Genomic DNA, 15,113 nt, shown 5'->3' on the forward strand with positions numbered 1-15,113 from the left:
CCTCATGGGAAGGATGGGCCGCGCATGCGCCGGCGACCCTGCAGCGTTACTGCTCGATGGAGACCAGCGACAGGCTCTGGGTGACGTTCTGCGTATCGAAGGAGCCCGACTGGTGGGTAACGGTTCGCTCGCCGTAGTCGGCGACGATTGCCCGGTATGTACGGCGAGCGGTGCCGTCGCTTTGGTCGTTGAGCGTGTACGACCCCGACCAGTACGACTCGGCGCTGTCACTGCCGTCGAGCTGGTTGAAGATGTTGACGTCACCGCCCACGGTGAATTGGACCCACAAGCCTTCGCCCTGCCCTTCGACTTGGCGGAACACCTGAATGACGGCGTAGTTGGAGCCGCCACCGGCGACGAACCCGGTGTTTCCACCTGCCCACTTCGTCCGGCTGATGTTGCGCTGGAAGCTGACCACCACGTTCTTGTTGCCGCCGTTGGTGTCGAAAGGCCCCACCTGGACGTTGTTGCCCACGGTCTGGATGCTGGTGGACTGATTGGCATTGCGCCGCACGCCGGCCGCCAATGCGCCGCCCCAGTAGGCATTGCCGTTGACGTCCATCCACATCGTGGCGATGCCCTTGCTGGCATTGCCGGCGCCTACGTTCGGACCGAAGTAGTCCATCAAGCCGTCGGGGCCGAAGCCGTTGCCTACGATGCGCTGAACGTTGCCGCGCCAGACACGGAGATAGCCGTCGCGCAGCTCCAGGCCGTCGACCGCACCGGGGCTCAGGACGTTGAGCACATTGGCGAGCATGTTGATCTCGCCCGTGGTGCCGTCGTTCTTGTTCTGGATGCCGCTGATGTTGCCATTGACGTCGGTGAACAGGCTGATATCAGCGTGGTCCTCTTTGCCCCCTGCTGACCAAGTGGGTGGCTGAGTGGCTCCGGCTACCACCTCCGAGAACATCGGGTTGAACATCCAGAAATACGGATTGCTCTCGCCCGTGCCGCGTACCTGCACGAGGATCTTCACATAGCTTGTGCCGCCCGGTGGCTTGCCGATGCCGAATGGCCGAGTGTACTCACGCAGCAGTGCTTTGCCTTGCCCAGATGGACCCACCCAGTCTGTAGTTATATATCCAACGGTTTGGTTCAAATTGTTAAAGCACTCAGCCCACATTCGGATTTGACAACGATGCGTGTTGAAGTACGCAGAGACACAATAAGTGTTATCTGAAGTGACCGGGATGTTGTATTCGGTTACGAGATAGTCCCCACTGCTTGTGGGCAGCGCCCCAACCTTAGTTGCGCCGATAGCCGAAATCATGCCGTAAGGGATAAAATCCGCATTACCGGTAGGGTTACCCAGTTCGGTAAAACCGCTGCCGTTTGAACCCCAACCCCAGCCGCTGCGCCGCCAGAGTGGGAAAGTCGCGTTCGTCAGCAAATTACCACCGCCACCTGAGTTGCTTACCTTCGCGTCTAGGCTGATAAGCGCAGAGGCGCTCGCCTTTTCGCCCAAGCCCGCCTGCACCGAGTTGATCTGATTGCCCTGGGCAACAATGGTGTTGCCCTGTTGCGTTACCGTCGCCTGCGTTGCGCTCAGACCTGACGCGGTAGTGTCCGCCGTCGACTTCGCAGAGTTCGCCGTAGCCGTGACGTTGGTGATCGCTGTGCCCTGGCTGGTGATGGTGCCTTCAGCCGCAGTCACGCGCGTGTTCAACGACGAAGCCGCCTGCGCGTTTGCGAGTGCGTCGGTCACATCCTCCATGATCACATCGTCAACCCACACGTTCCCCAGCGCGCCATTTCGCATCACCTGAATCTTGAAGGCGGTGATGCTGGTGGTTTCAGGGACCGCGTACACGGTTTCCATGTACTTCCATTCCGTGGTCTTCGCAAAATCCAACGTTCGCAGAAGGTTCCCAGTTTGGCCGCCAATGCGCAGTTTGGTGTTGGCAATGGTGCCATCGAAGGCTGCATCCATCTTGTACCAGCAGCTGACACGGTAGCTGCGGCCGGGCGTTACGGGGATGCTCGCGCCGCTATTGGCGTCAGCGGCGCGAGCAGCGGCCGCGTCGGGGTAGGACCCCGCCTTCCAGCAGCCCCCGCCACCACGACCCTCAGTCGCGTTGTAGGCGGTGTTGGCCCCGTAGTTCCAACCGGTTGCACCATAGTCCCAGCTTCCGTTCAACAGCATGTTGCTGCCTTGGCCGACAGCTGCCCCAATGCTGCTTTGCACCTTGGTCAGCGCGGTCGCCTGTGTATCGATCTTGCCTTCAGCAGTGACCACGCGTGCCGTCAGATCCGTAGTGGCCTGCGCGGTAGCATTGGCAGACTGCTGCGCGTTGTAAGCATCCGTCACATCTTGGAACTGAACGTTGTCGATCAGCAGTGCAGCGCCCGCCACGGCACCCGCGCCGGCGATGGTTGCCCATAGCTGGACGGTGAGCGTTGGATTCGAAACAGTGGCGTAGCCTGACACCTTCGTCCATCCTGCAACACTGTCCAACCTGCGCGGCGAGAACGCCTCGTACCAAGCGCGTGCCCCTGCGCTATTGAGCCCTGACACACCAAGGCGAAACATACTGCCCATCGGCGCCGTCGCATCGGGGTCATTCTTTACCCACGCTTCCACGTAGTAGACCCGGCCTTGGTTACTCTGTATGACCGGACCGAAGTACGCATCGGTGTTGCTTACGCTTGCGCCTGCCGTACGGAGCAGACGCGCTGCGCGCTGCCCGGCATAGGACCGCGCTCCAGGTGCGGCGGCAATGGCTAGCATCGTGCCTTGTGCGATGGCCGTGCTAACGCTTGCCCCTGCGGCGTATCCCTCAAAACCTGAGTCCGCCAGGATGTTGGGGCCAGCAGCAGCCGAGGCATTGATCGCGGCTGTCACGTTGGTGATCGCGGCGCCTTGACTCGCAATCGTCCCTTCGGCTGAGCTCACACGGGTGTTCAGCGACGACGTAGCCTGCGTGTTAGCAGCCGTCTGAGCCGAAAGGTCGGTGATGCTGCTCTGCACGTTGCTTAGCGCAGTTGCCTGCGTGTCGATCCTGCCTTCGGCGGCGGTGACGCGCGAACTTAGAGCGGTGGTGGCGGCCGCATTCGCTGCGAACTGTTGGTCAAGATCAAACGCGCTGGGTTGCCATGCGGTCGCTACCGTGCCCAGCTGCAGTTGCACGTTGTCGAACTCCGCCCACATCGGACCGTTGACGGTTGGCGTTGCAGACACGCGCAGGTATGGCACGCCCAGCGTGTAACCTGCTGGGCATGCAAAGACGCCAACGTAGCGATTGTATTCGCCATTCGGCGCAAGGCCCGCGTTAACCGAACGGTAGACAGTAGCCCCACCGCCTGTGAAGGCTACCTGCAGCACGATCCCCGCGCCAGCGAGCGTCTTGACATCGACGCTCATCACGTAGGTCTTTCCACCCTCCACCTTTGCGCCGCCGCTGCTGGCGTACTGGATGACCTCCATGTATCTGGTGTTGGGCACGTCGGTGTACTCGATGCGGAACGCCAGCTTTGAACCGACGCGATCCGAAGGGACAAGGGCTTGCGCTCCCCCGGTGGTTCCACCGTTGGTTTGTCGGCCCCAGTAGCGCGGGACATTTGCAGCGGTAAAGTCTTCGAAACCGCTGTTGGGCAGCAGGTTGGCGCCGCCGACGTTCTGCAGGCTGGACTGCACGTTGGTAATCGACTGGGCGTTGGCGTCGTCTCGCGCGATGCTCGCCTGATCTACCTCCGTCACCGACGCTTGGCTCGCCAAGGCTCCACCGCCGGCGGGCAGGCGTGCCTCGATCAGGCCAGTGCGCTCAGCGATTACGCGGTCTCCTTCGATCCGGGCGGAATTGACCTGCCCGATCATGCCCTGCGCGGCCGCGGCGTCATTGCCCGCATACTCGCCGCGCAACTGCACCGCCAGAGTGTTGCGCTGGGTAGCCTCGGTGGCGTCAGCGGTTTGGCGCGCCAAGGTCTCCTGCTGGACCAGCGCAACGCTGGCGCCGGGCGTCGGGCGGCCGATTGCGATGTAATCGAACAGCAGGTAGGCGGTCGCCGTCTGGTTGCTGGCCAGCGACAGCCGGATCTGCCTGACGGGCGAGGCTCCATTCCACGGCACGTTGTCCACGTCGAAGGTGGCCATGCCGTTGGCGTCGAAGTTCGGCGCCGGGATGGTCACCGACTTGGCGGTGTTCCAGGTGGTGTCCGCGTTGGTGATCCACTGGACCAGGCCGCGCCAAGTCGGCGTGCCAACGCGCTGCAGGCGCAACTTGATGAAGCGGTACGCCGCGCCATCCACCGCCAGCGCCGCCGGCGAGGTGATGTACGGATTGCTGGCCTGGTTTGCCGGCCGCAGCCAGCCGTCCACGATGGTCGGCGTGCCGTTGCCGGTCCAGCCCTCCACGGTGGTGTCGAAGTACCACACCTGCTTGCTGTCGAACTGCGTGCCGCTGCCGGCGGCGACCGACGACACCTGCCGCGCCAGCGACTCGACATCGGTCTGGCGCGCGGTGGTCTCCACCGCGATATCGGCCTTCCATTCCAGCTTTGCATTAAGCATCGCCTGGATCCGGGCGGCCTCTTCTTCGGCCACGTCCTCGGCCACGGCGACCACACGGTCCCGGACGCTCTGCACGTCGGCCAGGCGTAGGGCCGATTCGTTGACCAGGTTGACCTGCGCTTGCGCGAAGGCAGCCGCCCGCTCAGCAGCCTCAGCGGCGTCACGCGCAATGCTGTCAGCGCGATCGCGGTCGATCTGCTGCTGCTGCTCGACCTGCTTCTGGATCTGCTCCTCGAGCGAGTCTTCGATACCGCCGATGACCTCGCCCAGGTTCGCCGGGAGGGTCTTGGCCAGCACCTGCATGCCGGTGGACAAGGTGCCAGCGGTGTTGCGCGACCGGCAGGCGAAGGTCCACTCGCCCGCCGGCGGCAGGACAGCCTCGAAGGCAGACGCGTGGTAGCCGTCGTCGCCCAGCGGGGTCATTGCATCCCACGCCGGTGCCGCGTGCCTGCCGGCGATGTAGCGGATCTCCACGCCGGCAAAGTTGGCCGACTGGATGGTGTCGCTGAAGAAACCCCAGGTGTAGCGCCGCACACCGCCGCTCAGCTGCTCGACGTCGAACAGGTCCACCAGCACCGGCGGCGCGTCGGCGCCCCGGGTCGTGTAGATGACCGAGGCAGCCACACCCGCATTGCCATCCGGGCTGTAGGGACGCACGGTGACCGGGTAGGTGCCAGCGCCCGGAATCCGCCACGTTGCGGTGCGGGTCACGGTCCTGGCCACTTCCTCGAGCGCCGCGTTGCCGTCTAGGTCGGAAAGCACCACGGTGTCGCCCACCGGGCCGGTGATGGCGAAGCTGGCCTGCAGCTCGGTGTACTCGGTATCACCCTGCACCACCTGGCGCTCGGTGATCTTCAGGTCGCTGGCCACCGGCCGGGTCTGCAGCAGGGATTCGTTCGGATCCCGCACGTACTCGCCGGTCTTCACGTACTGCCAGAACTGCGGGCTCTCGGCCACCACTTCGACCGCGGCGCCCTTGAGGTCGCTCTCGGGGCGGATGCTGGTCACGCGCACGCGCAGGCCCGGGGTCTGCTTGAAGTCGTAGATCCACAGCGTGTCCCACGCGGGGTTGGCCTCGCTGTTGCCGGGGAGGGCCGCATCGGCAGGCCAGGCATCGGCCAGCACAAGAGCGTCGCTGGTGCCCGCAAAGGGCTGCACACGCAGCACGCGGTACACGCGCTCGCCCGGGACGCGCAGGCCAACAAAGGCGTTGCCCTGCGCCGGCGCCGGCACGGGCTCGTCAAGCTGCAGTGTCACCTTGCCGCCTGCGATCGAGGCGCCCTTGACCCGCCCACCGAAGCCCCACTGCGTCATGTCGTGCTGCAGCGCCAGCATCGACATACGGCTGTAGGACAGGTGTTCGATATCGGTGCTGTAGCTGATCGCCTTGTACTGGTACAGGCTCTGCGCCAAGTGCCAGCGCGCCAGCATCACGGCGTGCGCCTCGGTGGTGACGCCCTCCCCGCTCACCTGGGCCGGGTTGAGCATGGTGGTGACGCCCGGGGCAGGCACGCGCAGCGTCTTGGACTGCCAGGTTGCGCTGTCCAGGTAGGTGTACTCGATGCCGTCGGCGCCGTTGGTCAGGGTGTAGTCAACCTGAAACTGCCCCTTCTTGATGGTCGCCATGTTGACCACGCCGGACAGCGGCTGCTCATCGGCGGCCCAGCCTACGGACAGCCGCCCGCGCGGCCAGCTGATCTGCCCGAACCCGGCCAGCGCCAGCACATCTAGCACCTGCTGGTGACTGCGGACATCCGTGATCCAGTTGTTGTAGGTGAAATTGTTGGCGGCGCAGTGAAGCATGAAGGCCTTGAGGCCCTCGAGGTCGATCTGCCGTTCGGGCAGACCCATGCCGGCAACCAGCGCGCGCCCACCTGGTGCGATGGGATCTGGCGCGTAGATGCCACGGGCATAGGCGAGGATCCATGCCCCCGCATTGCTGGTGCGCTGGGTCACCCACTCCGTGCCGGTCCAGACGGGAATCGGCATGGAATGGGCGATGCAGCGGATCTCGTCCGGAGCGCCGTTGAGCTGCCCGTTGGCCTGCATGCGGATGCCAATGCGCGGAATGCCGGCGTAGCTCGCCGTGTCGCGCTGAACGCTGGTCAGCGTGGTCCAGACGAACGAGGCTTCGGCGCCGCTGCCATCGGTGTTGTTGCCGGCCACGCGCACGCGCACGTCGTACTGCCCCTCGGGCACGTCGATCGCATAGCTGGCACGCTGGCTCTTGTTGTTGGTGCCGCGGACGTTGTAATTGCCGAACACCTGCCAGTTGGCCGTGCCGGCAGCGCGGTACTGGACCTGGATCTGGTCGCTGTTCTGCTTGTCCTTTCCCTTGGTGGACCGGTCCCAGATCTGGAACTCCACGCCCACCATCAGACGGATGGTGCCGGCGGAGCTGGTGCGCTGCACCCACGCGCTCGGCTGGTGCTTGGGGTCGTTGCTGGTGTCCAGCAAGGTCCCGCCGTCGGTCACATCGGGGTTGGTGTACAGCGGGATTTCCACGCTGGGCATGCCCGGGAACCCGTTATGCCACACGCGCACGCCGTCGAACGATGACAACAGCGCATCGCCGTTGTGGAGCTGTTCCACGCTGTCCACGTTCAGCCCGGGCGTGAGCACGAACGACAGGAACTGATCGTCACCCTCGTAGTGGGTGTAGTAGTTGCTGATCAAATCGGGCGCTATCCGCATCGACCCGATCAGCAGCCCCACCGGCTGGTCGTGGCGTGCACGGTTGCGGCCGGCCGCGATCGAGTACGTCGACTGACCGGGAGCACTCTGCTTAGGCTGCTTGGGCTGCAGCACGCGATTGATGAGCACCGATCCGGCCATGTAGACGCCCGTAGCAGCGGCAGCACCCCACGCCCCCGATAATGCACCGGCACCCCACCACCCGGCGGTGGCCGTGCCGAAGCCGAAGGTGAAGTAGGTCAGCGCCAACGTAGCCACCAGCGCGACGGCAGAGCGGCCTACCGCCCCACGGGCCTCGATCACCTGCCCATGCTTGGGGTACACGAAAGGCCACATGTCACGCGGGACGGCGCGGCCGCCGATCAGCACCACCCAGTCCTGGTCATCGAGGTCGGTCACGTGACGATGCAGGAAGGCGCAGAGGGATTCGTCCGGGCGCAGGTCCGCCGGCTGGTTGCGCTGGCCATCTACCAACACGGGGTGGGGGGTGACGATGAGCCGGCCTGTCGAGCTAATATCTGATTTCTCAGCCAAGGTGCATGCGGATGAAGTCACTGAGGGTGATCCCGATAAGGTTTGTCGACCGAAACGGAAACCCAACCAGCCCGGATGCAGCGGCAGAGTCGGATTGCATTCCAGTTATGGATGTCTTGGTACGCTCCCCGTTTAACGCTGACCTTGTGATCAGGTCCCGGGCGCTAGTCGACACGGGCGCGGATTGCTGCGTGGCCTCGAGGCGGGTTCTTGAGACTGTTGGAGCCCCTGTAACTCGCTCGGTTAAACACCAAGGAGCGACCGGATCCAACGTAACGAACGTGCACAACGCGATTTTGATAATCGCTTCTAATGAAGGTTTTCAGATCCCAATAAAGGCAGACATCGCTCGTCAAGATGATGCTCACGTGCACCCCGCCTACTCTGTAATTTTGGGGCGCGGCTTGTTGCGAAATGGGTGCTTGACGCTTGACTACCCTGCCAAAGTTTTCACTTGGAGATGCTTTGTGTAACACTGCTCGCAACGGCAGAGACACTAGTTCCTCGGGTGGCGGCATTGGCATATCAGACCCATTCGTAGATGCCTTCAATGCGCAGGCCAAAGCCCTGCAGATCGCGCGCGCGGTGCAGGACGCTGCACCCGTGGCGTTCGTTGCTGTGGAGTACCCAGCCCTCATGGGCCAGAAAGAAGAAAACCCCGGCGTGGCCGGGGTTTCGTTGTCCGTGGTCGAACATCAGGACCAGATCGCCGTCCTGCGGCGGTCCCTCCCGTAATCGTGCATAGGGCCGGGAGAGCGCCCCCAGCTCGGCCTCCCCGCGCGCGCCGCGCGGCCGGCGGCTGGGCATCTCGACGTGCCGACCGAAGAGTTCGCGCTGGACCCTCACCACCAGGTCCGCGCAATCGGCTGAATCAGGGTCGTAGGGGATGAGCGTGAACGGCTCGACATCTGACGGCCGCATCAGTAGATGCCCGGGGCGATGTGCGCGTTGAAGCGCAACCGAACGGCCTGCTGCCGTGTGAAGAAGTCCACCCCGCAAGCGGAGGTGGCAGCCTGCGGGGTCACCGATACGGTCATCATCGGCAGGAAGTGATCCTGCTCGATGACGTTCACGTCTGCCCGGTCGGTGATCATCAGGCGCGCCGTGACCAGCTCACCAGGTGCCAACCGCTCCAGGTCTTCGGTGATAGCCCGGCCAACGTTGCTGATCACCAGCTGCGCGCGCGGGGCCTGGCCGTTGATGTCATCGGGCAGCTTGAAGCCGAATTGAGCCCCAACGAAGGTCAGGCCTTGGCTTACCCAGTCCCGCTGGTCGTTGCAGATGCGCAGGGTTTCGGCAAACGAAGGTGCCGAGACTTCCAGCAGGGCCAAGGTGCCTACCGGGTCCGTGACGCGCTGGCGCCGCTCGGTGAATGTGGTCATCGCATGTACTCCACGACGGTGTCGCGCCGGTAGTCGCCCAGGCCGTGCTGGTCAGGGACCAGCTGGCCGATATCGCCCTTGATGAAGCGAACGGTGATGTTGGTCCCGCGATACGGGTGGCGCATGGTGAACCACCCAATCCGGCCGATCACATCGAAGTACCAAGCCTCGAATTCGTCCGCGGCGGTCAGGGTCTCGAAGTAGAGCGAGAGGGCCTGTGTCATGGCGACCCTGCTGTTGAGGACCCTTTCCTTGGCCGGGCCGCGCTCCATCTCATCACGCTGGACAGACGGATCGAAGCCGTTCTGGAGGTTGCTGAACATCACCAGGGCAGTGCTGGGAAGCTGCGCCATCAGAGCGTGTCCTCCAAGCCAAACCGACCTCGCAAGGCCCCGTAGGTGGATCCGGTGCCACTGGCAATGCGCCCGCCGAGCGCATCATCGAGCTGGCCAAGCAGTACCTCGACATCGACACCGCCCGGCCCACGCGTGGCGGTTGCCGTGGTGCCCGCCGGTGCGTTCTTGACGATGACGTTGACTGCGCCGAGTCCTGCTACGGAAGGGCTCCCGCCGCCGACCGCACCGCCCGACGCGTAGCCCATCAGCCCACGGCGCATTGCTTCAACGACCCCAACGCCGCCGGCGCGGGCGACATCGGCCTGCGACCAGACCACCTCTCCCTTGTGCACGATGCCTGCGGGTTCATGGATACCGCCCGGCCCCGTGTAGCCGCCGGTATCGAAACTGATCTTCTCGCGCACCACCGGGCCGATGGTGCTGCCCAGCGCCGTGTTGAAGATGCCCATCGCCGCCTGGCGGAAGGCAATGCGGGACAGGTCGGCGATTACCGAGCGCGTGAGATCCGAGAAACTGACCTTTCCGCCGGTCGTGAACTTCGTCCAGGCATCCTCCATCCCGCTGAACACGTTCGCGGCCACAGCACCAAGCTGCTCGGCAGCATTGGATGCTTGCTGCTGGTAGTCCGCCCATGCAGCGCGCGCACCGTTGAGCCAGCTGCCCTCGGCAACCGCCAGCTGGGCGTACCCTTCACGCACGATCTGCAGGCGATCGGTGGTCTTTGCGAGCAGCACCGCACGCTCAGCTTCGAACGTCTCCTGATCGATCTGGGATGCGTTCAGCTGCAGCTGAAGCTCGCGCAGCTTGTCCGCCTGGTCGCCGTAGGCATCGTTGATGCGTTGCTGGATCTCGTATTCGCGCTCCCCCATTCCGACACGCCCTGCCACAGCACGCATTTGGCGCTCCAGCGCCTCATTGCTCGCATCGAGAGCATTGGCGTATGCCGCGATGACGTTCGTGCGCGTGCGCGCGGTCGCCGTCTCCTCGGTCGCCAGCACCTGGAGCTTGCTCGCACCCTCGGTGCGAACCTTGACCAGGCGTGCTTCGAGATCGCCCAGCTGGCGGCTGACGTTGATGCCATCCTTGCCAGCAACGGTCTGCTGCTTCAGGAATGCGATCTGTCCCTCGAGCGAGCGCGCTTCGGCGTCCGTGCTGGCCTGCGCGAGGTCACGCATGCGGCGGTAGTACTCCGTCGCCGTGATCTCCCTTGCCGAGTACTGCGCGCGCAACAATTGGGTGCCGGCCGTGATCGCGGCCTGCTCTTCCAGAAGATCATCGCGATAGCCCTGCAGGCCGGCAGACCGCAAAGCGCCTGCCGCGTTTCCGCTCTTGGGCTTTTCTTCATACTTCTTGTCGATCGCGGCGAGCGCCTTTGCCTTGCGGTCCTCGATCTTTGCAACTTCGTCTACCAGGCCTGCGGCCCGCGCCTTCCGGATTGCAGCATCGGCTTGCCCCGAGATACGGGCTACATCTCGCCGCTTTTTTTCTTCCTTGGATGCCTCGGAGTCGATGATCGTGTCCATCTCCGCCACGGTCTCCGCTGATGCCGCCTGTGCAGCCTTGATCTGGGCATCCTTCCGCTCCTTAATCAAATCAAGCGAAATCTCCTTGATTTCAGCCGACCGCCGCACAATGTCGCGCCTCATAGCTTCAATAATCGGCTGAGCCACCCCGCCTTGCGCCACGGCTTGGTTGAGGCGCGCCAAATCACGCTGGTTGTCCGCCAGCATTTGCTGCATCTGAGCTGCTGGCGCACCGAAGCCGGCGCTGGCCTGCATAGCGCCCCAAGCCTTCGTGGCTTCGGCAAACAGCTCCTTGAAACCACGGATTACCGGATTCTGACTGGAACGAACCTTAGCTAGGGCCATCACGGTCTCGCTGGCCGCCGCTCGGGTGATTACTGTCGCTGCATCTTGGTTCCGCCCTTGCTCCTGCAGCGCCCTGATCTGCTCGTAGAGCGCGACGGTCATGAAGTTGACCTGCTCATTGAGCTTCTGGGCGTTCTTGACCGGCGCGTCGGCCAGCTTCCCGTAGGTGGCCACCGTCTCATCGACGGCCTGGCCGGTCAGCTCCTTCATTGCAATGGCCGCGTTGGCCACGGCCTGCATGTTCTGGGCGGCGACCTGCCCGTTGGCGCCGATCGCCTGAGCCACTTCGGCACCTGCGCCGGCAGTGACCTGCATCGCATCTGTGGTGCGCTTGGCCAGGTTGATCAGGCTCAGCGTGGTTGCCTCGCCCTCGTTACGGGACAGCACCAGCGCCCGCACGTAGGCTTCCTGCTGCTTCTCGGCGTCGTACCACGCGTAGACCAGCACGCCAACGGCGGCGGCGGCGGCGGTGACGGGAGTGACCATGCCCAGCACCGCCGAGGACACGCCCTTCAGCGCCGGCTCAACGCCGCCGAAGCTGTCCTTGATCTGGCCACCCTGCTGCACCAGGACCGTGAACCAAGGCATCCCACCCTGCAGGCTGGTGAAGACGTCTGTGAATTGGGCAGGAAGCTGGCGCAGTGCCTGTTGCGTCTGGCCAGCGCTGACGCCCAGTTCGGCGATGCCGTTGTTCTTCGGCAGTGGGCGCGCCGCTTCGCTCTGCGTCTGCCGCAGCTCCCGGCGCAGGACCGCCATGCCCTGCTTGATGTCGTCGATGTCCGCACTGAGGCGCACACGCAGATTGGCAGTGGGCTCAGCCATGCAGGTTCTCCTTCAGATACTGCGCCCACGCGGCTTGGTCAGGCGTCATGGCAAGTCGCATGGCGACCGCCATGCCTGCGCGCTGCTGGCGCTCGGCGCGGGCAGCAGCGGTGCCAAAGGCCCGCAGTTGGGCCAGGGTGTAGGTCAGGATGTCGCGGCGCTGGTGTCCGCAGGCGATGAGCTGGTGGATGAGGTCTTCCCATCCGTGGTCGGCGGAATCTTCGGCTTCGCCACCTTTGCCAACAGGTGCGGAAGCCGTCGGGCGAAAAAATCGCGATTCAACCCGACCACCGCCTCCACCAGGCTGGCCACCTCATCCACGGTGCCCTTGGCGATCCATTCGGGCGGCCGGCCGGTAACGATGGAGAGGGCCGAGGCGAAAGCCGGAGCATCCTGCTCGAGCAGGTCCAACACCACAGCACCGCTTTCCATCTGGGCGCCCTCCCCCAGCAGCCCCGCCGCCATCACCACGCGCCCGATGATCGAGCGCGCTGCGGTGATGAAGGGGGCCAGCTGCTCCAGCCGCAACGGCCCCACTTCCAGCACCTCGCCACGGAACGAAACCTGCGCCGTCGGCGGCGTCACCACTTCGAAGCCGTCCATGCCTTACTCCTCCTGTTCCCAGTAGAAGTAGGGCGAGATGTCCGGGCCCGTGGCCTTGGCCGAGTCCTTGACCAGCGCACCGGCGACGGTGCCGGAGGCGAACTGGTCACCGAGCAGCCCCATTTCGTTGAGCATGCCGCCCTTCACCTTGTGTGCGATCGCGCGGACCAGCTTGCCGCCCTGGGCTTCGTTGATGCCAACGAAGTGGATCTCGTAGAACTTCTGGGACGTGACGCCAACTTCCACGCGGCCGATGGCGCCGTGCTTGTAGCTGACCTTGATGTTGGGCACCCCGTTCACCGGCGCGGGAATCGCAGAGCCGACGGGAATGAACAGCATGCCGCGTTCCAGACGGTAGTCCTTCCCAGCCTCGTAGGTGACGGCACCGGCAGTGTTCTTAACGCTGGTCACCTCCGCGGCAATCCGGGTCAGTGGAACGAACGCGCCGATCGCGGCAGCTGCGGCTTCTTCCGCGATGGTGGCGGCGGCCACTGCCGTGGCCTTGCCGCGCAGCGAGCGCGCGAAGTTGGAGGGCTTGAAGTCGTGGAAGGTGTAGGACAGGTTGTACCCGGTCACGCGATCGACGCTGTTGGCCGGGCCGCCGCCCGGGTTCTGCCCGTCAGCCAGCTCGATGGTGTTGGTCTGCGGCGAGAAGCTGTAAGCCGACACGTTGCCGACCTCTTCCAGCGGCTGGCCGCTGTTCCATTCGCGGATCAGGACGATGCCGCTACCCAGGTAGCTGTAATCTTTGGACATGGTGTTTCTCCGGTGAAGCCGCTGAGCGGCTGGTTACTTGGGGATGTGGGACTGGTAGGTCACAGAAACGCCCACCCAGCCGGCGGCTGCCGACTCCGGCATCAGCGGTTCCATACCGAGATAGACGGGGTACGTGAAGCCAAGCGGGAACCTGCGTTGTTTCTGGGACATCGCCATCTCGATGTCGGTCACCAGGTCGTCCAGACGCTCCTGCAGGTGATCGGTGTCCGCCGGCAGCTTTGCGATGACAGCTACGGTGGTAAGGCGGTGGGTCTGCACCAGAGCGGCGTCAGCGGCGCGCTGCTGCTTTTCAATCAGCGCGCTGAAAACGCCGGTGCTGGTGGCGTCACCAGGACGCGGTTCCAGCGTCCAGTCCGCGCCGACGTTGGTCCGGTAGCCGTTGTTGGTCGAGATGACCGACAGGCACTCGGCAAAGGCGCCGAGCAAGAGACGGCGCGGGCTCGGGCTATGCATTGGATACCTCCCAGACCTGCGACGACTCATCGCCGCGGATCTTCTGCTCGAGCTTCAGCCGTCGGCCTGTGGCGTCGATCTGCACGATGCCACCGCCTCGCGGCGAGACTTCAGCCAGCTGCAGGGTGACGCGGTTATACGGCGTGCTCACCGCAACTCCCTCTTCGTCGAAGTCCTGCACCCCCTCGTCGTGGAGCGCGGTGCACGGCACCGGCGCGGCCGTGCTGTGCTGGTAGGTCGCCCCGTCGGCGATGCCGGCTCCCTTGAAGGCGGCGAACATGAGGGCGTCGAGGCCCTGGAGAAACGCTCTCTGGTTCATTCTCTTGGCCTGGCGGTTTGCATGGCCTTCTCCAGCTCGCGCTTCAGGAAGAAGGGCATCAGCCTCTTCCAGGTGTCGTCGGCCATGCCGAAGATGTCGTAGCGCGACCGGTACTTGGCGGTGCCGGTAAAGATGAAGATCGAGCGCACTGCCGAGCCCCACGGCGTAGCGATGCGCTCATAGATGCCGGGCCGCAGCGCGCCCCGACGCTTGGGCAGCACGAAGTACTCGCCGCCTCGCTTTTTCTTGGACCGCCGCCGGCGCTTGGTGCTGACGTCGGTCTGGTCCTGGTACTGGTCGCGTGATGCGCCCAGCTGGGACAAGATTCTGGTGATCTGGCCTGCAGGAAGATTCCCATAGGCGTTGGAGTTCGCTCCTCTGCCCAAGACTGCGAACTGGCTGGGCGAAAGCAGGCCGCGCTGCTGCAGCAACCGCTCGAACCCCTTCTTACGACGCTCACCACCCTCTACCTCGGCCAGCAGGTACTTGGCTGGCGGCGTGCCCTTGAACGCTTCATCACGGATGAAGATTTCCGCGTAGGGCTGCTCCTTTGTGGCCTTGCGGTACATGGCCGCATTGACCGTGAGCGGCGTGGGCCTGTCGAAGACGCGCGGGGCCGTGCGCTTCCAGCGCTCGCGGATCTCAAAGGCGACGGCGTTGGATGCCTGGCGCGCGGCGAAGGGAACCTGTTGGGTCTCCAGCTCGGTCAGCTGGCGATCGAACAGACCGTCTGGATCCACGCCGATCTTGATCTGGGCCATGGTGTGCTCCCCTACCCGGCCCGCTGATGCGGGCCGG

At 64.3% G+C, this 15,113-nt stretch carries 10 protein-coding genes; all 10 read right to left on the reverse strand.

Annotation, left to right across the window (positions count from 1 at the left end; all coding sequences use genetic code 11):
* Positions 1-46: 46 nt before the first annotated feature.
* The 10 genes from ACI2JH_RS05495 to ACI2JH_RS05540 all read right to left on the reverse strand — a co-directional run bounded on the left by ACI2JH_RS05495 (position 47) and on the right by ACI2JH_RS05540 (position 15,076).
* Entirely contained in the window at positions 47-7,735 is a 7,689-nt protein-coding gene (locus tag ACI2JH_RS05495; protein ID WP_404735636.1) for a host specificity factor TipJ family phage tail protein, read from the reverse strand.
* A gap of 525 nt (positions 7,736-8,260) precedes the next feature.
* On the reverse strand, positions 8,261-8,656 hold the full coding sequence (locus ACI2JH_RS05500) for a hypothetical protein (protein WP_101116689.1): 396 nt from the start codon (positions 8,654-8,656) through the stop codon (positions 8,261-8,263).
* Positions 8,656-9,117 carry a DUF1833 family protein gene (locus ACI2JH_RS05505; protein ID WP_404735637.1) on the reverse strand — a complete coding sequence of 154 codons (462 nt, stop codon included), beginning with the start codon at positions 9,115-9,117 and terminating at the stop codon, positions 8,656-8,658. The genes ACI2JH_RS05500 and ACI2JH_RS05505 overlap by 1 nt, the downstream gene beginning before the upstream one ends.
* A complete protein-coding gene (locus ACI2JH_RS05510) occupies positions 9,114-9,470 on the reverse strand; it encodes a hypothetical protein (RefSeq protein WP_404735638.1) in 357 nt (118 codons plus the stop codon). The genes ACI2JH_RS05505 and ACI2JH_RS05510 overlap by 4 nt, the downstream gene beginning before the upstream one ends.
* Positions 9,470-12,163, reverse strand: coding sequence for a phage tail length tape measure family protein (locus tag ACI2JH_RS05515; protein ID WP_404735639.1), 2,694 nt, complete (start codon positions 12,161-12,163; stop codon positions 9,470-9,472). The genes ACI2JH_RS05510 and ACI2JH_RS05515 overlap by 1 nt, the downstream gene beginning before the upstream one ends.
* Positions 12,164-12,307: 144 nt before the next feature.
* Positions 12,308-12,766 carry a hypothetical protein gene (locus tag ACI2JH_RS05520; RefSeq protein WP_404735640.1) on the reverse strand — a complete coding sequence of 153 codons (459 nt, stop codon included), beginning with the start codon at positions 12,764-12,766 and terminating at the stop codon, positions 12,308-12,310.
* A 3-nt stretch (positions 12,767-12,769) separates the two neighbouring features.
* Complete coding sequence (locus ACI2JH_RS05525) at positions 12,770-13,522, reverse strand: hypothetical protein (protein ID WP_019182755.1); 753 nt, start codon at positions 13,520-13,522, stop codon at positions 12,770-12,772.
* A gap of 33 nt (positions 13,523-13,555) precedes the next feature.
* Entirely contained in the window at positions 13,556-13,996 is a 441-nt protein-coding gene (locus ACI2JH_RS05530) for a hypothetical protein (RefSeq protein ID WP_404735641.1), read from the reverse strand.
* Positions 13,989-14,315 (reverse strand): hypothetical protein, encoded by a 327-nt coding sequence (locus tag ACI2JH_RS05535; protein ID WP_349998136.1) that lies wholly within the window; start codon positions 14,313-14,315, stop codon positions 13,989-13,991. The genes ACI2JH_RS05530 and ACI2JH_RS05535 overlap by 8 nt, the downstream gene beginning before the upstream one ends.
* Positions 14,312-15,076 carry a hypothetical protein gene (locus ACI2JH_RS05540; protein ID WP_404735642.1) on the reverse strand — a complete coding sequence of 255 codons (765 nt, stop codon included), beginning with the start codon at positions 15,074-15,076 and terminating at the stop codon, positions 14,312-14,314. Before ACI2JH_RS05540 ends, ACI2JH_RS05535 begins: the two co-directional genes overlap by 4 nt.
* Positions 15,077-15,113: the final 37 nt, after the last annotated feature.

It is taken from the genome of Stenotrophomonas sp. NPDC078853 (assembly GCF_044901215.1).
Lineage (GTDB): Bacteria > Pseudomonadota > Gammaproteobacteria > Xanthomonadales > Xanthomonadaceae > Stenotrophomonas > Stenotrophomonas lacuserhaii.

Bases quoted from the DNA above. Each gene is read 5' to 3' on its own strand.
- ACI2JH_RS05505 (WP_404735637.1), bottom strand. From the start codon at position 9,117: ATGACCACATTCACCGAGCGGCGCCAGCGCGTCACGGACCCGGTAGGC.
- ACI2JH_RS05535 (WP_349998136.1), bottom strand. From the start codon at position 14,315: ATGAACCAGAGAGCGTTTCTCCAGGGCCTCGACGCCCTCATGTTCGCC.
- ACI2JH_RS05520 (WP_404735640.1), bottom strand. From the start codon at position 12,766: ATGGACGGCTTCGAAGTGGTGACGCCGCCGACGGCGCAGGTTTCGTTC.
- ACI2JH_RS05525 (WP_019182755.1), bottom strand. From the start codon at position 13,522: ATGTCCAAAGATTACAGCTACCTGGGTAGCGGCATCGTCCTGATCCGC.
- ACI2JH_RS05540 (WP_404735642.1), bottom strand. From the start codon at position 15,076: ATGGCCCAGATCAAGATCGGCGTGGATCCAGACGGTCTGTTCGATCGC.
- ACI2JH_RS05530 (WP_404735641.1), bottom strand. From the start codon at position 13,996: ATGCATAGCCCGAGCCCGCGCCGTCTCTTGCTCGGCGCCTTTGCCGAG.
- ACI2JH_RS05500 (WP_101116689.1), bottom strand. From the start codon at position 8,656: ATGCGGCCGTCAGATGTCGAGCCGTTCACGCTCATCCCCTACGACCCT.
- ACI2JH_RS05515 (WP_404735639.1), bottom strand. From the start codon at position 12,163: ATGGCTGAGCCCACTGCCAATCTGCGTGTGCGCCTCAGTGCGGACATC.
- ACI2JH_RS05510 (WP_404735638.1), bottom strand. From the start codon at position 9,470: ATGGCGCAGCTTCCCAGCACTGCCCTGGTGATGTTCAGCAACCTCCAG.